The following is a 19,903-nucleotide window of genomic DNA, read 5'->3' as shown; positions in this document are numbered from 1 at the left end:
TCAGCGCAGGGGGGTGCGTGCCAGGAGGACCGCCACGTCGTCCGAGGGCGCGTGGGGCAGCAGCTGGTCGAGGATGTCGTCGCAGACCTGGCCGAGCGGCCGTTCGAGGTGCAGCAGCGCCCCCGCGAGCTGGGCCATGCCCTCGTCGAGGTCCCGGTCGCGGGCCTCGATGAGGCCGTCGGTGTACAGCACCAGGATGCTTCCCGGCGGCAGCCGCAGTTCCTCGGTCCGGAAGTCCTGACCTCCGGTGCCGAGCGGGGTGCCGGGCGGTCCCTCCAGGAAGGTGATGGAGCCGTCGGCCGTGGCCACGGCGGGCGGCGGGTGTCCGGCCCGGGCGATGACGACCCCACCGGTGGCGGGATCGTGGACGGCGTAGACGCAGGTGGCCATCTCGTCCTCGCCCAGGTCGGCGACGACGGCGTCGAGGGAGCCGAGCAGCCGGTCGGGCGGCACGCCGTGCCGGGCGAGGGTGCGTACGGCTGTACGGAGCTGGCCCATGACGGCCGCCGCGTGGATGCCGTGGCCCATGACGTCACCGATGACAAGGCCGGTCCGGCCCTCGGGCAGGGCGATGACGTCGAACCAGTCGCCGCCCACGTCGTGGTCGCTCGCGGGGAGGTAGCGGCCGGTGAGCTCCAGGCCGTCCACGCTCGGCAGGGCGCTGTTGGTGAGGCTGCGCTGCAGCGTGAGGGCTGCCTCGCGCTGGGAGGTGTACATCCGGGCGTTGTCGACGTGCAGGGCGGCGCGGGCGACCAGTTCGTCGACGAGGACGCAGTCCTGCTCGTCGAAGGGCTCGCGTTCGCGCAGGCGGGTGACGGTGACGGCGCCGAGCACCTTGCCCCGGGCGACGAGCGGGACGAGGCGCGCGGATCCGATGCTGGCCGCGAGGTAGTCGCGCAGCGGGGCGGTGCGGGGATCGGGGAAGAGCGCGGGGATGTCCGAGTAGTAGAGGTTCATCGGCCGGGCGTCGGTGATGACCTGCTCGTACACGGTGCCGAGCGGGATCTGGAACGTCTGTCCCCGGGTGAGCAGGGCGGTGGGGGCGGTCGGGTCGGGGAAGACGGCGGCGAGGCGGCGCAGCAGTCCGTGCGTGGAGGCGCCCGCCTCGTCCGGTTCGAGGACGCTTTCGAGCATCTGCACGTCGGCCGAGTCGGCGAGCTGCGGCACGAAGAGCTGCACCACCTCTTCGGCGGTCCGGTGCAGGTCGAGGGTGGTGCCGATCCGGGTGCCGGCCTCCGCGAGCAACGCGAAGCGGCTGCGGGCCCGTTCGGCCTCGACGAGCGCCCGCTGGCCCTCGGTGATGTCGATGAGGGAGGCGATGAGACCGAGCCGCCGGCCGGAGCCGTCGAGCAGCGGGGCGTACGAGCAGGACCAGGTCCGGTCGCGGTCGGGGTCGGCCGGGGTCCGGCCGGTGCGGCGCACGTCGACGACGGCCTCGCCGCGTTCGAGGACCTGCCGCATGGTGGCCTCCAGGGCCGCCGCGTTGACCCCGGGCACCACCTCGGTGAGCCGCCGGCCCAGGTGTTCGGCGGCCGAGACGCCGTTCATCCGCGCGAGGGCGTCGTTGACGCGGAGGAACCGCAGGTCGGGGCCGAGGGTGGCGAGGCCGATGGGCGACTGGGTGAAGAGGCTCTGGAGGGCGGCGAGCGAGTCCCGCATCTGCAGGACCTCGGAGGTCTCCACGGCGATGAGCATCGCGCCCGGGCGCCCCTGGGGATCGACCTCGGGAACGATCCACATCTCCATGGTGATCTGGTGACCGTCGCGGTGCCGTACGGGCAGGGTGCCGACGACGGTCTCGCCGGCCTGGACGCGGCGGGTCAGCTGGTCGGCGAGTTCCCGGTTGCTGTCGGGCACCAGAATGGGTGTCGCCGGCCGGCCGAGGAGGTCCTCCGGGCGGTGGCCGAGCAGGTCCTGGGCGGCCAGGGACCACTCCACGACGCACCCGTCCGCGTCCTCCCGCCACAGGGCGATCGGCAGCAGCTCGCGCAGTACACCCGCGTATCCGATGGCCGCCGGGGCCCGCTCCGGCGACTTGCTCGGCGACTGAAAAGTGTCCAACGCTTCGTCCTGACCCCGGGGGGTGCCTTCCTTCTCCATCACCCTAGCCGAGCCGTCGGAACGGGGCGCTGCGGCACCACGCCCCGGCGGTACGGCCGTCATGGGGTCGTGGTCACACGGCCGACATGGCCCTGGGCGCCTCCAGGACGGCGGCGATGCCCTGGGCCAGATACGGAATCCGGTGGGCGGAGATGCCCGCGATGTTGATGCGACCCGAGGTCGTCCCGTAGATGCCGTGGCGCTCGCGCAGCCGGTGCATCCGCTCCGGCGTGAGCGGCAGCATCGAGAACATGCCCTTCTGCCGGGCGAGTGACGCCGCCTGCTCCTCACGGCCGAGCGCGCGGAGGTGGGCGACGAGGTCCGCGCGGTTGGCGGTGATCCGGTGGCGCATGCCGTCGAGCTCCGCCAGCCATGTCGCCCGCAGCCGCTCGTCCTCCAGGACGGTGGCGACGACGGCGGCGCCGTGCTCGGGCGGCATGGAGTAAAGGGTCCGCGCGGCGTTCTGCAGCGCCGTCTCGACGTGCCGCAGGGCCTTCGCGGACGGGCCCACGACGATGGCGCAGCCGGTGCGGTCGCTGTAGAGGCCGAAGTTCTTGGAGCAGCTGACGGCGATCAGGACCTCGGGCAGCCGTTCGACCAGCATGCGGGTCGCCCGCAGGTCGGCGGTGAGGCCGTCACCGAGCCCGTGGTACGCCAGGTCGACGAAGGGAACCCAGCCGTTCGTCCCGGCGAGCGAGGCCAGCTCCTCCCACATGGCGAAGGAGGGGTCGACTCCGGTGGGGTTGTGGCAGCAGCCCTGGAGCAGGACGACGTCGTCACGGCCGGCGGCGCCCAGGTCGTCGAGCATGCGCGTGCCGTACCCGTACGTACGGACCGTGAGCCCGGCGCCCTCCAGGATCGGGCGGTGGTTGACGTACGCGGGGTCGCTGATCCACACCGTGGTGCCGGGGCGGGTACGGCTCACCAGGTCGGCGAGCAGGCGCAGGGCTCCGGTGCCCGCCACGGTCTGGACCGCCGTGGCCCGTGCGCTCGGCCCGTCGGTGGCGAGTTCCCCGAGGACCAGGGACAGCATGGCGCGGTTGAAGGCCGTGTTGCCGGAGAGCCCGCGGTACTCCTTGGAGACGGACCGTTCCGCCAGACGTATCTCGGCCTCCCGGACCGCCGCCATGACGGGGGTGACGCCGGTGGCGTCGCGGTAGACGCCGAGGACGAGGTTGAGGCGCTCGGGGCGCGGGTCGGCCGCGAACTCGGCGGCCAGGTCCCACAGCGGGTCCACGGGCGGGGCGGGAAGAAGCTCAAGCATGGGCGGAGACCTTGGATCGGGGGCGCCGGTTGGCGAGTGCGACGCCGAGGGTGATGAGGGGGACGCCGACCATGACGGGGAGGGTCGGCGACTCGTCCAGAAGGGGGACGGCGAGCAGGACGACGGCGACCGGGCTGAGGCTGCCGACGACGGAGCTGCGTTCGGGTCCCAGGCGGCGGATGGCGAACGCGTACAGCAGCCCGGCGCACAGGCCGACGCCGAGGCCCTGGACGAGGAGGAACAGCGCGATGTCGCCGCCGGCCGCGCGGGCGAGGCCGGTGGGCAGGGCCCCGGTGAGGGCCAGGAGCGCGACGACGGCGAAGGAGGGCAGACAGAGCAGGCCGATCGACCCGATGGGGTCGAGGTCCACCTCGCGCAGGCCCACGGTGTAGAGGGCCCACAGCCCGCTGGCGACGAGGAGCGTGCCGGTCCCGAGCAGGACGTCCGCGTCCAGCGCGGTGGTGGAGCGCCAGACGAGCGCCGCGACACCGGCCACGATGAGCGCGAGACCGGCCGCTTGTGTGCCGCGCGGGACGCTCTTCCCGCCCGCGACCATGAGGGCGGAGACGAACAGCGGGACCATGCCGGGGACGATCGCCCCGACGAAGGCGGCGGAGGTGAGCGAGCCGCCGTACATGGCGGCGAGGAAGAACGGGACGCCCGCGCCGCAGATGATCTTGAGTGCGGGGCCCGGCCGCACGGCGGCCAGCCGGCGCCTGCGCCGCCACAGGGCGGGCGCGAGGACGACGAGGGGCACGCCGAAGCGCAACAGGGCCGCGTCGGCGGGCAGGAGGGTGGAGGCGCTCAGCGCGCGGGCGCTGAGCGCGAACGCCGCCCAGATGGCCACGGTGAGCAGGAGGGCGAGGAGCCCCACGGCCTGCGGGGAGAGCCTCGTGGGCGGACCGGCGCGGCGCACCGCTTCGGCCGGTGGCGCCCCCACCGCTTCCGCCGGTGGTGCCCCCACCGCTCGCGTCATGCTCACCGAAGATTCCTCCCCCTCGAACCCGTCATCGCCGTGCTGGGCAAGGTTACGTTTTTCGGCGGGGCAGGCGATTGCCAGTTCTGCCCTCCAGACATAGCGTGGGGGCAGAATCTGCCAAGGAGTGACGTTGGACGCTGTGGACTTCCGGATCATCCACGAACTGCAGGCGGACGGGCGCCTGTCCAACCAGGACCTCGCGGACCGGATCGGGCTGTCCCCCTCGCCCTGTCTGCGCCGGGTGCGCCGACTCGAGGAGGCGGGCCTGATCAGCGGCTACACGGCCATGGTGGACCAGGTCTCCTACGGCCTCCCGATCACCGTCTTCGTCCGGATCCGCCTGGAACGCCACACGGCCGAGGCCGTCAACGTGTTCGAGGAGCACGTCGATCTGATCGAGCACATCCAGGACTGCTATCTGATGGCGGGCAGCAGCGACTACCTGCTCAGGGTCGTCATCGAGAGCCTGGAGGCGTACGAGGTCTTCGTCCGCACCCGGATCCACGCCATTCCGGGCATCGCGTCGATCGAGTCGAGCTTCGCCTTCGGCAGCGTCAAGCGGTCCAAGGTCTATCCGCGCCCGGGCAGCCCCTCCCGCGCGGGCACGCGGGGGCCGGCGTGATCCACCGGTGCCGGCCCGGGGCCTGAGGGGGACTGCCCGGACCCGACGGCGGCGGCCCGTGCCTGACCGGGTCCACCAGGTCGCGAACCGGGATATTCCGGGCAAGGATGGCGAGTCGTGGACCTCGCGCGGGTCCCGCGCCGACGTCGAGACCGTCGCGTCGTGAAGGAAGCTCGGCCGCACGGGAGGGCCCCTCGTGAACACCCCATCGCCGGTCCGGCCGGTCCGTGGGCGGCTGACGGCCGCCGTGGCCGCCGTCGTCCTCACCTGCGCCGGCGCTGCCGCCCTGGTGTCGTGCGGATCGGACGGCGACGGCGAGAGTCCGTCCGTCGACCGGCCCACCGCACCCGACGCGGCCTCCTTCTCCCCCGGCCTCCTGCCGTCCTCCGTCGCCTCCTCCGCGGCGGCCGCGGTCGAGTCCGCACAGGCCGCGGCCTCTTCCGCCGCGGCCTCGGCCTCGGCGCGGGAGGCGTCCCGCAAGGCGTCGATCGGTACCGAGATCGAACGGTCCCGGCAGGCCGCCGCGGACGCGCTGAAGGGCGTCCAGGGACCCGGCAACGCCGTGAACGAGGTCGGGATGGTGGGCAAGCCCCGCGCCGAGACGGGCGGCAAGCTCACCGTGGTCGTCACCATCACCAACAAGACGAACGCGACGGCCTCCTACGCCGCCCAGATCGACTTCGTCGACCCGTCGGGCGAGGTGGTGGAGACCCAGTTCGTGGGCGCGGAGGACCTGGCCCCGGGCGAGCGGGTCCAGCCCTTGGTCATCAGCCGCGAGCCGGCCGAACCGGCGCTCACGCCGAAGCTCGTCAAGGCCCAGAGGTACTGAGCGGGGGCCGTGGCCCGGCGCCGACGACGGCGCTCCCGACCGCCGTACGGGCGCCGGTCAGAGCAGCGCGGCCTCGAAAGCCGCGTACGCCGCCTCGTCGAAGAGGACGAACCTGATCTCCTCGACGGCGGTGTCGGTGGCGCGTACCGCCTCGACCGCGATCCGGGCACCGTCGTCCAGGGGCCAGCCGTAGACGCCGGTGGAGACGGCCGGGAAGGCGACGGTCCGCGCGCCGAGCTCGTCGGCCAGGCGGAGCGACTCCCGGTAGCACGAGGCCAGTTGGCCGGACCGGTCCTCCTCGCGGGACCAGACGGGTCCGACGGTGTGGATCACCCAGCGCGCGTGGAGCCGGCCCGCCGTCGTGGCGACGGCCCTGCCGGTCCTCAGGCCCCGGCCGTAGTGCCCCGCACGGAGAGCGCGACACTCCTCCAGGACGGCGGGCCCGCCCTTGCGGTGGATGGCGCCGTCGACGCCGCCTCCGCCCAGGAGGGAGGAGTTGGCCGCGTTGACGAGGGCGTCGACGTGCTGCTCGGTGATGTCTCCCCGGACGAGGACGAGGGAAGGCTGTGCGCTCATGCGGCCATCATGGCGCCGCCCTCGCTCCGGCGCCTCGGACATACGCGGGCGGCCCCGCGCCGGTCAGTCGCGCGTCGCGCGCAGGCGGCGCCACACCGCCTTGGCCGCGTTGTGGCCGGACATGCCGTGCACGCCCGGGCCCGGCGGGGTCGCCGAGGAGCAGAGGAAGACGGCGGGGTGCGGTGTCGCGTACGGACGGAGCGACAGTTTGGGACGCAGCAGCAGCTGGAGCCCGCGGGCCGCGCCGCAGGCGATGTCACCGCCCACGTAGTTGGCGTTCCGGGCGGCGAGTTCGGGCGGTCCGGCGGTGGCGCGGGCGAGGACCAGGTCGCGGAAGCCGGGGGCGAAGCGCTCGATCTGGCGCTCCACGGCATCGGTGAGGTCACCTTCCCAGCCGTTCGGCACATGCCCGTAGGCCCAGAAGACCTGTTTGCCCTCCGGCGCGCGGCCGGGGTCCACGAGGCTGGGCTGGGCGGTGATGAGGAAGGGCGTCCCGGGGGCCGTGCCGGAGGATGCCTGGTTCAGGGCGGCGCCGATCTCACCGCTGGTGGGGCCGATCTGGACCGTACCGGCCCGGCGGGGCGCCTCCGCCTTCCACGGCACCGGGCCGTCCATCGCGTAGTCGATCTTGAAGACGCTCGCGCCGTAGCGGTAGCGGTCGTAGTGGCCGCCGAAGCCGGCGATCTTGGCGAGGGCGGTGGGCGAGGTGTCGAAGACGTACGCGCGGGCGGGCGGCAGGTCGTCGAGCCGCTTGATCTCGTAGTCCGTGTGGACCGCGCCGCCCAGCTCCTTCAGGTACGCGGCGAGGGCGTCCGCGATCGCCTGGGAACCGCCGCGCGGCATCGGCCAGCCGCCCGCGTGCGCGGCCAGCGCGAAGACCAGCCCGATCGCCGAGGTGGCGAACCCGCTCAGCGGAGCGATGACATGACCGACGAGCCCGGCGAACAGGGCGCGCGCCTTGTCGTCCTTGAAGCGGCGCATGAGCCAGGTCGAGGGCGGCAGGCCGTCGAGGCCGAACCGGGCGAGCGTGACCGGGTCCCGGGGCAGCGCGGTCAGCGGCAGCGACATGAAGTCCCGTGCCAGGGTGTCCCATTTGCCGAAGTACGGGGCGACGAGCCGACGGTACGTGCCGGCGTCGCGGGGCCCGAAGGAGGCGGCGGTCTCGGCGACGGAGCGGGAGAGCACGGCGGCAGTGCCGTCGTCCCAGGGGTGGGCCATGGGCAGGTCCGGGTGCAGCCATTCCAGTCCGTACCGGTCCAGCGGCATCGTCTTGAAGACGGGCGAGCCGGCCCCCAGCGGGTGCACGGCGGAACAGGGGTCGTGGAGGAAGCCGGGGAGGGTCAGCTCCTCGGTCCTCGCGCCCCCGCCCACGGTGGACTTCGCCTCGAACACGGCGACGGAGAAGCCCCGCCGGGCGAGCTCCACGGCGGCGGTCAGTCCGTTGGGCCCCGCCCCCACGACGACGGCATCGAGCATCGACGGCACCTTCGGACTCCTTCGTCAGCCGATGGCCAAGGCTCCCAGGATATTCCTGGTGCCAGGCCGCCTTCACCGCCCCCGCAGCAGTGTCCGGATCCGGTCGGCGGTGGCCTCGTCACGGGCCGCCGTGAAGGGCAGCGCGTTGCCTCCGGTGATACGGAAGGGCTCGCCGGCGAGCGTCGTGTGCGCGCCGCCCGCCTCGGTCACGAGAAGCAGTCCGGCCGCGTGGTCCCAGGCGTACTCCCATGAGAAGGCGACGCCGTCGAGGACACCCCGGGCCACGTCCAGGTACTCGAGTCCCGCCGAGCCGCAGGGGCGCGGGCGGACTCCCTCGGTGTTCAGGCCGAGCAGGGCGCGCTTCTGGTCCTCCGTGGTGTAGTCGGGGTGGGACGTGGCGACCACCAGGTCCGCCCCGGGCGTGGGCGAACCGGCCCGTATCGGCTCGCCGTCGAGCGTGGCGCCGCGGCCGCGCACCGCGACCGCCATCTGCTCCCGGGCGGGCGCGAAGGTCCAGGAGGCGAGCAGCTCGCCGCGCCGGGCGAGCGCGACCAGCGTGCAGAAGCCGGGGTCTCCGTGCACGAACTGGCGGGTGCCGTCGACGGGGTCGACGATCCAGACCGGGGCGTCGCCCTGCAGCGCCTCGTAGACCGCCGGGTCGGCGTGCACGGACTCCTCACCGACGACCACGGAGCCGGGCAGCAGCGCGGTCAGGGACCGGGTCAGATGCGCCTCCGCGGCGCGGTCGGCGACCGTCACCAGGTCGTGCGGCCCCTTCTTCTCGACGATCTCGTGCGCGGCGAGCTGCCGGAAGCGCGGCGTGATCTCGGCGGCGGCCGCCTTGCGGACCGCCTCCTCCACCTCGGTCGTACCACCGGCGAGGACGTGCTCAAGGAAGTCGTCATCGATCATGCGTCCAGCTAAGCACGGTGGGCTGACAGCGGGGTGCGGAAGGTGTCACCCTCCGTTTCCCCGCAGAGTACGCTTTGGACCGGTTCACCCCTTACGGGGAAACGGGGCGAGGGAGGGTCCGTGCACGGCGAGTACAAGGTTCCGGGCGGAAAGCTGGTGGTCGTCGATCTGGAGGCACGCGACGGCGTTCTCGCGGACGTCCGTGTCGCGGGGGACTTCTTCCTGGAACCGGACGAGGCGATCCTGGCCATCGACCGCGCGCTGGAGGGCGCTCCGGTCGACACCGACGCGTCGGGGCTCGCGGCCCGGATCGACGCGGCGCTGCCGCCCGGCACGGAGATGTACGGACTGACGACCGAGGGCATCGGGGTCGCGGTCCGCCGGGCCCTCGCCCACGCGACGGACTGGACCGACTACGACTGGCAGCTGATCCACGAGCCGCCGCAGTCCCCCGCCCTGCACATGGCCCTCGACGAGGTCCTCACGGCCGAGGTCGCGGCCGGCCGCCGCCCGGCGACCCTGCGGGTCTGGGAGTGGGGAGCGCCGGCCGTGGTGATCGGAAGCTTCCAGTCCCTGCGCAACGAGGTGGATCCGGAGGCGGCCGAGCGGCACGGCTTCGGGGTGGTCCGCCGGATCAGCGGCGGCGGCGCGATGTTCGTCGAACCGGGCAACACCATCACGTACTCGCTCTCTGTCCCCGACGCCCTGGTGCAGGGGCTGTCCTTCGGCGACAGTTACGCCTATCTGGACGACTGGGTGCTCGGCGCGCTCGGCGACATGGGCGTCAAGGCGTGGTACCAGCCGCTGAACGACATCGCCACGGAGGCCGGGAAGATCGCGGGCGCCGCCCAGAAGCGGCTGGTGACGGGCGAGGGCGCGGTCCTGCACCACGTGACGATGGCGTACGACATCGACGCCGACAAGATGACGGAGGTCCTGCGGATCGGCCGCGAGAAGGTCTCCGACAAGGGCACGAAGAGCGCGAAGAAGCGGGTCGATCCGCTGCGCCGGCAGACGGGTCTGCCGCGCGAGGCGGTGATCGAGCGGATGATCGCCTCCTTCCGGGACCGGTACGGCCTGGCGGAGGGCCGGGTGACGGAGGAGGAGATGGCCCGGGCCCAGGAGCTGGCCACGGTGAAGTTTTCGACCCGGGAGTGGACGGCCCGGGTGCCGTAGGCTCGCCGGATGCGTGTCGAACGGCCGGTGCGACCGGGCCTGCGGATGGAGTGCGCCGACGGGGGCCGGCTGTTGCTGGTGCGGTCCGGCGTCCCCGTGCTCTTCGCCCGGCAGCGGGCCACCCACCGGGGCGTGCACTACGCCAGGACCGGACATCACGTCTCCCCGCTCCCGCCCCTGCGGGCCGAACAGGCCCGAGCCTTCGCGGAGTTCGCCGCTCCCGGCTCCAAGGAGTGGACCGAGCGCTGGGCGGCGTACGCCGAGAGCGCCTTGCGGGAGTGTTCGGACGGCCCGCTGCACGAAGGGGATTGGCAGCTCGCACCCGATGCCCGCCGCTGGTTCGTGGACGGCAACTGGCCGAAGCTCCTTTCCCACGACCCCGATCGGGGCCATCTCACCTGGTTCGGCTACGGCGACCCGGTGGAGGACGCCCGCGATCTGCTGCCGCTGCGGGCGCTCTCGCACCCGGAGGCGCCCCGTGTGAAGGCGTACCGCCGCCAGTACCGCGAGGGCGTGCTTCCACCGGTCCTCGCCTGGTGGATCAGCGGCCTCAACTCGCCTGTCGTGCTGGACGGCCACGACCGGCTGACCGCCGCGCTCGCCGAGGGGGGCCGCCCGCCCGTCATGATCCTGTCCCGGGCGGTGGACGAGCGCTGGATCGCCCTCTGCGCCGAGCGTCCGGTCCTGGAGTACGAGAAGCGGATGGCCGCGCTCGAAGGCCCGCTCGCGACGGTGCACGCGGCCGCCGCGGGAGGCCGGCTCGCGGACGACCTCCGGAGCATCACCCTCGCCCCCGACCTCACCCGGGCCTGGCCGCTGGCCGGCGGCGCGGCCGCCTGGGAGGCGACAGCGGCGGAACACGTACCCGGCTGGGCCCCTGATCCCGGCGCCTAGGCTCTGCGTCGCCCCGCCATGAGGGCCGTGTAGAGCAGCAGCGAGGCGGCGAGGCCCACGGCCCAGCCGTAGTCGGCGAGCGGCCTCAGGAAGGGGACGAGCCCGTCCTCCGGGAAGGGGCCCTTTCCGGGAGCCGAGTGGGAACCGCCGACCGCCAGGACGCCGCCCACGGCGAAGGCGAGGACGGCGGCCGGGTTCCAGCCTCCCGCGTACCAGTACGGGCCGTCCGGCCGGTAGAGCCCGGGCAGGTCGAGGACGGTCCGGCGGACGATCCAGTAGTCGGCGATGAGGATACCGGCCACCGTCCCGAGGAGGCCGCCGACCAGTCCGAGCCAGGTGAAGATGTACAGCTCGGGCGTCTCGGTCAGCTTCCACGGCATGATCAGGACGCCCACGACGCCGGTGATCAGCGCGCCCGTACGGAAGTTGACGATCTTCGGCGCGAGGTTGGCGAGGTCGTACGCCGGTGAGACGACGTTCGCCGCGATGTTCACCGAGATCGTGGCGACGAGCACGGTCACCAGGGCGAAGAGCAGGCCGAAGACGTTGTCCGCCTTCGCGGCGAGCGCGACCGGGTCCCAGACGGGCGCTCCGTACACCGCCTGCGAGCCGGAGGTGACGAGGACGGAGAGCAGCGCGAACAGTGTCATCGTCGTCGGCAGCCCAAGCGTCTGTCCCCAGATCTGGGCCCGCTGACCCGCCCCGAAGCGGGTGAAGTCCGGGATGTTCAGCGACAACGTCGACCAGAAGGCGATCATCCCCATGAGGGAGGGGAAGAACACCGGCCAGAAGTCGGCTCCCCAGCCCAGCTTCGACGGCTGGTCGAGCAGCGGGCCGAATCCGCCCGCCTTGACGGCGATCCAGACCAGCAGCACGAGCGCGCCGACGATGACGAAGGGCGCGGCCCAGTTCTCGAAGCGGCGCAGCGCCTCCATCCCCCGGTAGATGATGGCGAGTTCGAGGATCCAGAAGAGCACGAAGCAGAGCCAGAGCGTCCACGGCTGGCCGCCGACCCGGGCCGCCTCGGCCCAGCCGCCGAAGACCTTGTCCAGCAGGATGAAGATGCCCTGGCCACCGATCCAGGTCTGGATGCCGAACCACGCACAGGCGACGGCGGCGCGGATGAGCGCGGGGAGGTTGGCGCCGCGCAGTCCGAAGGAGGCGCGCGCCAGGACGGGGAACGGGATGCCGTACTTGGGGCCGGCGTGCCCGGTCAGGAGCATCGGCAGGAGCACGATGACATTGGCCAGCGCGATGGTGAGGACGGCCTGCTTCCAGTCCATGCCGAGGGCGACGAGACCGGAGGCGAGGAGCCACGACGGAATGTTGTGGGCCATGCCGACCCACAGCGCGGCGAAGTTGTACGTGGTCCAGCGGCGCCGCTCGACGGGGACGGGCAGCAGGTCGTCGTTGACGAACCGGGGGTCGGCGGGGGCCGTGCCGGGCGGAAGCTCGACACGGCCGTCGGATATGGCGGGTCTCCCCGCCGGGGTGGTGGCGGTCATGACGGTGTGCCCCTTCTTCGGGAGGGGTGCTCGGGGACGGAACGGGGCCGTGCGGGGCGTGGGGGGTTCGTCGTTCGGAGCGGACGTCAGGCGTTGATCGCCGGGATGATCTCCTCGCCGTAGGCGTCGATGGTGCCCTCGCGGTTGTCGTGCATGGCGTAGACGGCGAACTGGTCCACGCCCAGCTCCCGCAGCCTCCGCAGCTTCTCGATGTGGGCCTCGGCCGGGCCGAGCAGGCAGAAGCGGTCGACGATCTCGTCGGGGACGAAGTCGGTGGAGGGATTGTCGGCCCGGCCGTGGTGGCTGTAGTCGTAGCCGTGCCGGTCCTTGATGTACGCGGTGAGCTCGGCCGGGACCAGGTCGGAGCGCTCCCCGTACTTGGCGACCAGGTCCGCGACGTGGTTGCCGACCATCCCGCCGAACCAGCGGCACTGCTCGCGGGCGTGCGCCAGGTCGTCGCCGACGTACGCCGGCGCGGCCACGCAGATGGTGAGCGCGTCGGGGTCCCGGCCGGCGTCGGTGGCGGCCTGGCGGACGGCCTTGACCATCCACTCGGTGAGGAAGGGGTCGGCGAGCTGGAGGATGAAGCCGTCGGCCTTCTGCCCCGCGAGCGCCAGTGCCTTCGGACCGTAGGCGGCCATCCAGACCGGCAGTTTCCCGTCCCGTACCCACGGGATGCGGATCGGGTTGCCGTCCACGGCCGCCTCGCGTCCCTCGGCGAGGTCGCGGATGACGTCGATGGCCTCCCCCAGCCGGGCCAGGGTGTTGGGCTTGCGGCCGGCCACGCGCATCGCGGAGTCGCCGCGGCCGATGCCGCAGACGGTCCGGTTGCCGTACATGTCGTTGAGGGTGGCGAAGGTGGAGGCGGTCACCTCCCAGGTCCGGGTGCCCGGGTTGGTGACCATCGGGCCGACGTGCAGCTTGGTGGTGTGCTCCAGGATGCGGCTGTAGATGACGAAGGGCTCCTGCCAGAGCACGGCCGAGTCGAAGGTCCAGCCGTAGCGGAATCCGTTGCGCTCCGCCCGGCGCATCAGCCCGACGACGGCCGAGGCGGGCGGGTCGGTCTGCAGAACGAGTCCGAAGTCCACGTCGTTCTCCTAGTTCAGGTACTGGCAGGTGGCTCGGGGGGTGAAGACGCCGTGTCCGGCACGGCCGGTGAACTTCCGGTGGTCGATGACGAGTTCGCCCCGCGAGAGCACCGTCTCGACCTGGCCGGTGACGGTCTTCCCCTCGTATGCGGAGTAGTCGACGTTCATGTGGTGGGTGTCCACCGACAGGGTCTGGCGGACGTGCGGGTCGTAGATGACGACGTCGGCGTCGGCGCCGGGGGCGAGGGTGCCCTTCTGCGGGTAGAGCCCGAACATCCGGGCCGGGGTCGCGCAGGCGATCTCGATCCAGCGACGGCGGCTGATGTGGCCGTCGACGACGGCCTGGTGGAGGAGGTCCATGCGGTTCTCCACACCGGGCAGGCCGTTGGGGATCTTCGAGAAGTCGCCTCGGCCCAGTTCCTTCTGGCCCGTGAAGCAGAACGGGCAGTGGTCGGTGGAGACGACCTGGAGGTCGTTGGTCCGCAGGCCGCGCCAGAGCGCCTCCTGGTGCTCCTTCGGCCGCAGGGGCGTCGAGCAGACGTACTTGGCGCCCTCGAAGCCGGGCTCGGCCAGGTTGTCGGTGGAGAGGAAGAGGTACTGCGGGCAGGTCTCGCCGAAGACGGGGAGCCCCAGGTCGCGGGCGGCGGCGAGCTCCCGTACCGCCTCGTCCGCGGAGACGTGGACGACGTAGAGCGGGGCACCGGCGACCCGGGCGAGCTGGATGGCGCGGTGGGTGGCCTCGGCCTCCAGCAGGACCTTGCGGACCTCGCCGTGGTGGCGGGGGTCGGTCTCGCCGCGGGCGAGGGCCTGTTCGACCAGAACGTCGATCGCGATGCCGTTCTCGGCGTGCATCATGATCAGCCCGCCGTTGTCGGCGGAACGCTGCATCGCGCGCAGGATCCGCCCGTCGTCGCTGTAGAAGACACCGGGGTAGGCCATGAAGAGCTTGAAGGAGGAGACGCCCTCCTGCACCAGTCTGTCCATCTCCTTGAGCGTGTGCTCGTTCACGTCGGAGAGGATCATGTGGAAGCCGTAGTCGACGGCGCAGACGCCGTCGGCCTTCTCGTACCAGGTGTCGAGTCCTTCGCGCAGGGAGTGGCCGACGGTCTGCACGGCGAAGTCGATGATGGTCGTGGTGCCGCCCCAGGCCGCGGCCCGCGTGCCGGTCTCGAAGGTGTCGGAGGCGGAGGTGCCGCCGAACGGCAGCTCCATGTGCGTGTGCGCGTCGACGCCGCCCGGGATGACGTAGCGGTCGGTGGCGTCGATGGTGCGCTCGGCGGTCCAGCCGGCGGCGGCGTCGGAGCCGTGCGCGGCGAGCGCGGCGATCCTGCCGTCCTCGATCAGGATGTCGGCGTGGATCTCGTCGGCGGCGGTGATGACCAGGCCGCCGCGGATGAGGGTGCGGGTGCTCACGGGTGTCCCCCTGGCTGAAGGCGGTGAACTACAGGGCGCGCAGAACCTCTTCGAGAAGGGCGGCGCCCTCTTCGGCCTCGGCCACGGTGAGCGAGAGCGGTGGGGCGATGCGCAGGGCGCTGGTGTTGTGGCCGCCGCCCTTGCCGATGAGCAGGCCGTTCTCGCGGGCGGCCTCCAGGACGGCCGCTGCCGCCGCCGGGTCGGGCTCGTCGGTGCCGGGCCGGGTCAGCTCGATGCCGATCATCAGGCCGCGGCCGCGGACCTCCCGTACCGCCTCGATGCCCGCGCCGGCGGCGCGCAGCCGCTCGATCAGCAGGCCGCCGACGCGGCGGGCGTTGCCCTGGAGGTCGTGCTCCAGCAGATGGCCGAGGTTGGCGAGGCCGGCGGCCATGGTGACGGGCGAGCCGCCGAAGGTGGAGATCGAGTTGGCGTCGAGGCAGTTCATGATCTCGGCGCGGGCGACGACTCCGCCGACGGACATGCCGTTGCCGATGCCCTTGGCGAAGGTGAGGATGTCGGGCGGGCCCGCCTGGGCGTGGGCCTGCCAGCCCCAGAAGTGGTCGCCGGTGCGCCCCCAGCCGGTCTGCACCTCGTCGGTGATCCACAGGATGCCGTGCCGGGCCAGGACGCGGCGGAAGGCGGCGTAGAGGCCGTCGGGCGGGGAGGTGAAGCCGCCGACGCCCTGGACGGGTTCGGCGATGAGCGCGGCGACGTCCCGGGTGTGACCGAGGAGGTCCTCGAGGTCGGCCACGCAGGCGTCGATGAACCGCTCGTCGCTGTACTGGGCGTAGGGGCCGCGGGTGCGGACGCCGCCGTGCACGTACAGGGTCTGGAGCGGGGAGAGGCTCGTCGGGGACCAGGAGCGGTTGCCGGTGATGCCGACGGTGGAGAAGGAGCGGCCGTGGTAGCTGTTGCGCATCGCCAGGATCTGGTTCGAGCGGCGGTACGTGGTGGCCAGGAGCAGGGCCGTGTCGTTGGCCTCGGTGCCGGAGGTCGTGAAGAAGACGCGGGCGTCGGGGATGCCGGAGAGGGCGGCGATGCGCTCGGCGAGCTCGACCATGGGGCGGTTGAGGTAGAGCGTCGAGGAGTGGATGATCCGGCCGGCCTGCTCGGCGACGGCCTTGGTGACCTCGGGCAGGGCGTGGGCGGTCATGGTGGTGAGGATGCCGCCGAAGAAGTCGAGGTACCGGTTCCCGTCGGCGTCCCAGACGTGGCGGCCCTCGCCGTGGATGATCTCGAGCGGGTCCTTGTAGTAGAGGGCGACCCAGTCGGGGATGACGGCGCGGTGGCGGTCGTGGAGGCTGCTCACGGCTGCACCAGCCCGTCGTAGGCGTCGGGGCGGCGGTCTCGGTAGAAGGCCCACTGCTGCCGGACCTGGTCGATGAGGTCGAAGTCGAGGTCGCGTACGACGAGTTCCTCGGCCTTGTCGGAGGCGACCTCGCCGACGAACCGGCCGCGGGGGTCGACGAAGTAGCTGGTGCCGTAGAAGTCGTTGTCGCCGTACTCCTCCACGCCGACGCGGTTGATGGCGGCGATGAAGTACTCGTTGGCGACGGCGGCGGCGGGCTGTTCCAGCTGCCAGAGGTGGGAGGAGAGGCCGCGGTGGGTCGCGGACGGGTTGTACACCAACTGGGCGCCGCTGAGTCCCAGTTGGCGCCAGCCCTCAGGGAAGTGGCGGTCGTAGCAGATGTAGACGCCGACCTTGCCGACGGCGGTGTCGAAGACCGGCCAGCCCATGTTGCCGGGGCGGAAGTAGTACTTCTCCCAGAAGCCCTTGACCTGGGGGATGTGGTGCTTGCGGTACTTGCCGAGGTAGGAGCCGTCGGCGTCGATGACGGCGGCGGTGTTGTAGTAGAAGCCGGAGTCCTCGATCTCGAAGACGGGGACGACGATCACCATGCCGGTCTCGCGGGCCAGCTCGCGCATCCTGGTGACGGTCGGGCCGTCCGGGACGGGCTCGGCCCAGCGGTAGTGCTCCGGGTCCTGCACCTGGCAGAAGTAGGGGGCGTTGAACACCTCCTGGAAGCCGATGACCTTGGCGCCCTGCCGGGCCGCCTCACGGGCGTGTTCCTCATGCTTGGCGATCATGGATTCGGTGTCGCCGGTCCAGGTCGCCTGGACGAGTGCGGCACGTACGACGTCGGTCATGAGCTGCTCCTTCGGCACGGCGTCAGAGAGCCTCTACGCACGTAGACGCGGTGCGTAGGAGGAGAACGTAAGCCCCGTCACATCCCGGAGCAAGACCACCGCCGTGAACCGCCGGAGTCGATCATGTTTCATACCCGAGTGGTCCACGTCGGACACGTACCGACACGGGCGGGTGCACTCCGGTACGTTCCGATCCGGCCCTCGGGCCCCTCGGAAAAGCCGCCACCGCGGGAGCGGCGGCTACCGCAGGAGCCACGTCCGGATCGGCTCCATCACCTCGGCGCGAGTGCGGCCCGCGTGGTCGGCGGCGATCAGATGGGTGCCGATGCGCATCGAGAAGGTGACCAGACAGCGCGCCTCGACGTCGTCCTCGTCGGGGCAGAAGTCGCGGAACAGCGAGCGCAGATACTCCATGCGCCGGTTGTCGGTGCGGCGGAGCCGCTGCGCGACGGACTCGTCACGGCGGGCCCACTCGCGGACCGCGAGGTCGACGGACGTGCCGGTCGCCGGCCCGTCGAGCGCCGCGACGATGTCGAACAGCCGGTCCAGACGGGCCCGTCCGTCCCCGCCGCCACTCTCGACCTGCTCGATCACCGCCTCGCCGACCTCCCGCTCCCAGGTGTCGAGCATCTCGTCGAGCAGAGCGCCACGATTGCGGAAGTAGCCGTAGAAGCCACCCTTGCTGACACCGAGCGCCTGCGCGAGCGCTTCGATCCGGACGGCCTCCGGGCCCCCGGCGGCAAGGGCGCGCAGTCCCTCGTCGATCCAGGTGGCGCGCGGCGTGCGGGTCACGCCCATGATGTGTCTCCTCTCACGGAGCCCAGGCTCTATACGGTGCCGTATAGACGGGTGTTAGCTTGTTCTGTACGGCATCGTATAGATAGGGGCCCGGCCATGAGACTCCCCAGCACCGCCCACACCTCCCGTCCCTGGCGCATCCACGAGATCGCGCCCGACTTCCGCCTGGAGGACGTGTGGGCGCTGCCCACCCCCGGTGGACCGGACGACCTCGCGCTCCTCGTGGAGCAGTTCGCGACCGAGGACGACGGCAGGCACGACGGGCCGATCTCCTCCCCCGTTCCGCGCCTCCTCTTCGCCATCCGCTGGAAGCTCGGGAAGCTGCTCGGCTGGGACAGGCCCGATTCCGGCGTGGGCGGCCGGGTGGCTACCCTGCGCGACCGGCTGCCCGCCGACCTGCGCGAGGGCCCGCGCGGCCCCGACCTCACGACCGTTCCCTTCACCTCCGTCTACCAGACGCACGACGAGTGGGTCGCCGAGATGGGGAACCGGACGGTGCACGGACTGATGCACATCGGCTGGGTCCCCGACGGGCAGGGCGGTCACCGCGGCCAGATGGCGGTCCTGGTGAAGTCGAACGGCGTGGTCGGAGCCGTGTACATGGCCTTCATCAAGCCGTTCCGCTACCTGGGCGTCTATCCCGCGCTCATCAAGGGGATCGGGCGCGAGTGGCAGGCGCGTGCGGGAGAGAGGAGCGCGGGCTGAGCGGCTCGGGCACGACCCGGCCGCAGCCTCTCGGCTCCGGACCTCCGGGCTCCGGCCCGTCAGGCGCCGCCGAGGCCCGCGACGCGCAGGGCGTGGAGCAGGCCCCGTTCACGGGTCGGGGACACCGAGCGGGCGGCCGCGAGGAGTTGGGGGACGAGGCCGTGGGGGTCGGCCGCCGCCAACCGGGCGGCGTCCTCGGGGGTGCGGACCCGGACGAAGGCGGTGAGCAGGGCGTGCGCCTCGCGGTGGTGACCCTCGGCGCGCAGGGCGCCGCACGCCCCGGCCAGCTCCTCCACCGGGCGGGCCACCCCTTGACGCAGCAGCTCGTCGCAGTCCTCGGGCCTGCCGGCGTCGGCGAGCGCCCCGGCGACGGCGGCGAGCCGGCCGGGCGGGAGGGAGGCCGCTTCCCACAGCAGGGTGGACCAGTCGGCGCCGAGGCCCGCGCGGTGCAGTTCCGTCGCGAGGGCGGGGAGCCAGTCCGGCGGGCCGGCGACGGCCTCGCAGAGCAGGGCGTGCGCCTCCCCGCTGCGCCCCTGGGCGCGCAGCCGCCGTAGCGCGTACACCGCGTTCCCGGCGGCGCGGGCGGCCTCCGGCGAGACCTCCCGCGGGGCCGCGCGGGGCACGGGGGCGATGGACGCCTCGGCGCCGCCGAACCGGGCACCGCGCGGAGCCGCCGGCCCGGCCACGGGAAGTTCCGGTACGGGGACGGCCTGCTGGGTCTCCTCGACCTCGTCCATCCACGCGTACCGGGCCCCCCGGGGCCGCCGCCTGACCACCGGGGCGGGCGCGGAGGAAGGAGCCGACGAGGAGGCGGGCGCGGACGAGGAGGCGGGCGCGGAGGAAGGGGCGGGCGCGGAGGAAGGGGCGGGTGCGGAGGAAGGGGCGGGCGCGGACGAGGGGGCGGACGAGGATTCGTTCGCACGACCGAACGCCGCGAGACGCGCCGTCAGTTCCGCGACGCGAGCCGTGGCACGGCTGTGGTCGTCCTGGATCCAGGCCAGTTCGGCGCCCAGCCGCGCGGCCTCCGGGCCGTCGGGGGCCCCGCGCAGCCGGGCGCCGAGCTCGTGGGAACGGGCCTCGGCGTGCCGCCGTTCCCGCTCCATCACCTCCCGGCGCTCGCGCAGCGCCTCCGCCCCGCCGGGCCGCCGGTCGTGGGCCGCGGCCGCCGCCGCGTGCAGCTCCCTGCCCCTGGCCGTCCACGGGCCGGGATCGCTCTCCCCCAGGTCCTGGAGCAGCGACGCGACGACGTCCCAGGGCAGGATCTCCACGCCGTCCAAGCAGGCCCGAAGACCCTCCGGGTCCCGGCTCGCGAAGATCGCGTACCACCCTCCGCCCGGCTCCAGGCGGGCCGTCAGTTCTCTGAGGAAGTGCGCGAAAGCGCCCACTTCCGCCGGGAGTTGATACACCGTCATATCGCC

Annotated in this window: 18 protein-coding genes; 5 read left to right on the top strand and 13 right to left on the bottom strand. The window is 72.5% G+C overall.

Going from position 1 to position 19,903, the window contains the following annotated elements:
• From ACZ4VW_RS19795 to ACZ4VW_RS19785, 3 genes are all read right to left on the bottom strand, one after another.
• A complete protein-coding gene (locus ACZ4VW_RS19795) occupies positions 1–2,061 on the bottom strand; it encodes a SpoIIE family protein phosphatase (protein ID WP_467964034.1) in 2,061 nt (686 codons plus the stop codon).
• A gap of 112 nt (positions 2,062–2,173) precedes the next feature.
• On the bottom strand, positions 2,174–3,364 hold the full coding sequence (locus tag ACZ4VW_RS19790) for an amino acid aminotransferase (protein ID WP_467964032.1): 1,191 nt from the start codon (positions 3,362–3,364) through the stop codon (positions 2,174–2,176).
• Positions 3,357–4,340, bottom strand: coding sequence for a DMT family transporter (locus tag ACZ4VW_RS19785; RefSeq protein WP_467964333.1), 984 nt, complete (start codon positions 4,338–4,340; stop codon positions 3,357–3,359). Before ACZ4VW_RS19785 ends, ACZ4VW_RS19790 begins: the two co-directional genes overlap by 8 nt.
• Before the next feature lie 142 nt (positions 4,341–4,482).
• Between ACZ4VW_RS19785 and ACZ4VW_RS19780 the strand changes: the two genes are divergently transcribed.
• Together ACZ4VW_RS19780 and ACZ4VW_RS19775 are read left to right on the top strand one after the other, a co-directional pair.
• Complete coding sequence (locus tag ACZ4VW_RS19780; protein ID WP_467964331.1) at positions 4,483–4,965, top strand: Lrp/AsnC family transcriptional regulator; 483 nt, start codon at positions 4,483–4,485, stop codon at positions 4,963–4,965.
• A gap of 196 nt (positions 4,966–5,161) precedes the next feature.
• A complete protein-coding gene (locus tag ACZ4VW_RS19775; protein WP_467964030.1) occupies positions 5,162–5,794 on the top strand; it encodes a hypothetical protein in 633 nt (210 codons plus the stop codon).
• Positions 5,795–5,851: 57 nt separating this feature from the next.
• Here ACZ4VW_RS19775 and ACZ4VW_RS19770 read toward each other — a convergent pair whose 3' ends face one another.
• The 3 genes from ACZ4VW_RS19770 to ACZ4VW_RS19760 form a co-directional block, all read right to left on the bottom strand.
• The gene (locus ACZ4VW_RS19770) at positions 5,852–6,370 is read right to left on the bottom strand and encodes an O-acetyl-ADP-ribose deacetylase (RefSeq protein WP_467964028.1); all 519 of its coding nucleotides are present in this window, start codon (positions 6,368–6,370) and stop codon (positions 5,852–5,854) included.
• A 63-nt stretch (positions 6,371–6,433) separates the two neighbouring features.
• Entirely contained in the window at positions 6,434–7,855 is a 1,422-nt protein-coding gene (locus ACZ4VW_RS19765) for a phytoene desaturase family protein (RefSeq protein ID WP_467964026.1), read from the bottom strand.
• A gap of 63 nt (positions 7,856–7,918) precedes the next feature.
• Entirely contained in the window at positions 7,919–8,755 is an 837-nt protein-coding gene (locus tag ACZ4VW_RS19760; RefSeq protein WP_467964329.1) for an inositol monophosphatase family protein, read from the bottom strand.
• Positions 8,756–8,878: 123 nt separating this feature from the next.
• Here ACZ4VW_RS19760 and ACZ4VW_RS19755 point away from each other — a divergent pair, with 123 nt between their 5' ends.
• Positions 8,879–9,934, top strand: coding sequence for a lipoate--protein ligase family protein (locus tag ACZ4VW_RS19755; RefSeq protein ID WP_467964024.1), 1,056 nt, complete (start codon positions 8,879–8,881; stop codon positions 9,932–9,934).
• A 9-nt stretch (positions 9,935–9,943) separates the two neighbouring features.
• Positions 9,944–10,828, top strand: coding sequence for a hypothetical protein (locus ACZ4VW_RS19750; protein WP_467964022.1), 885 nt, complete (start codon positions 9,944–9,946; stop codon positions 10,826–10,828).
• Here the strand turns inward: ACZ4VW_RS19750 and ACZ4VW_RS19745 are convergent.
• The 6 genes from ACZ4VW_RS19745 to ACZ4VW_RS19720 all read right to left on the bottom strand — a co-directional run bounded on the left by ACZ4VW_RS19745 (position 10,825) and on the right by ACZ4VW_RS19720 (position 17,780).
• Entirely contained in the window at positions 10,825–12,333 is a 1,509-nt protein-coding gene (locus ACZ4VW_RS19745) for an NCS1 family nucleobase:cation symporter-1 (protein WP_467964020.1), read from the bottom strand. The two genes, ACZ4VW_RS19750 and ACZ4VW_RS19745, sit on opposite strands and share 4 nt — an antisense overlap.
• Positions 12,334–12,419: 86 nt before the next feature.
• Positions 12,420–13,421 carry a TIGR03842 family LLM class F420-dependent oxidoreductase gene (locus tag ACZ4VW_RS19740; protein ID WP_467964018.1) on the bottom strand — a complete coding sequence of 334 codons (1,002 nt, stop codon included), beginning with the start codon at positions 13,419–13,421 and terminating at the stop codon, positions 12,420–12,422.
• A gap of 9 nt (positions 13,422–13,430) precedes the next feature.
• Entirely contained in the window at positions 13,431–14,834 is a 1,404-nt protein-coding gene (hydA, locus tag ACZ4VW_RS19735; RefSeq protein ID WP_467964016.1) for a dihydropyrimidinase, read from the bottom strand.
• A 28-nt stretch (positions 14,835–14,862) separates the two neighbouring features.
• Positions 14,863–16,143, bottom strand: a complete 1,281-nt coding sequence (locus tag ACZ4VW_RS19730; RefSeq protein ID WP_467964014.1) for an aspartate aminotransferase family protein — start codon at positions 16,141–16,143, stop codon at positions 14,863–14,865.
• Positions 16,140–16,982, bottom strand: coding sequence for a nitrilase-related carbon-nitrogen hydrolase (locus ACZ4VW_RS19725; RefSeq protein ID WP_467964012.1), 843 nt, complete (start codon positions 16,980–16,982; stop codon positions 16,140–16,142). The genes ACZ4VW_RS19730 and ACZ4VW_RS19725 overlap by 4 nt, the downstream gene beginning before the upstream one ends.
• Before the next feature lie 240 nt (positions 16,983–17,222).
• On the bottom strand, positions 17,223–17,780 hold the full coding sequence (locus ACZ4VW_RS19720) for a TetR/AcrR family transcriptional regulator (protein ID WP_467964011.1): 558 nt from the start codon (positions 17,778–17,780) through the stop codon (positions 17,223–17,225).
• Between the two features lie 96 nt (positions 17,781–17,876).
• Between ACZ4VW_RS19720 and ACZ4VW_RS19715 the strand changes: the two genes are divergently transcribed.
• Positions 17,877–18,485 carry a DUF2867 domain-containing protein gene (locus tag ACZ4VW_RS19715; RefSeq protein WP_467964009.1) on the top strand — a complete coding sequence of 203 codons (609 nt, stop codon included), beginning with the start codon at positions 17,877–17,879 and terminating at the stop codon, positions 18,483–18,485.
• A 59-nt stretch (positions 18,486–18,544) separates the two neighbouring features.
• On the opposite strand, the gene ACZ4VW_RS19710 is transcribed toward ACZ4VW_RS19715, so the two are convergent.
• On the bottom strand, positions 18,545–19,897 hold the full coding sequence (locus ACZ4VW_RS19710) for a UL36 very large tegument protein (RefSeq protein ID WP_467964007.1): 1,353 nt from the start codon (positions 19,895–19,897) through the stop codon (positions 18,545–18,547).
• Positions 19,898–19,903 lie beyond the last annotated feature (6 nt).

This window comes from Streptomyces sp. NPDC029139 (assembly GCF_055564335.1).
This window is presented reverse-complemented; position numbering and strand designations above follow the sequence as displayed.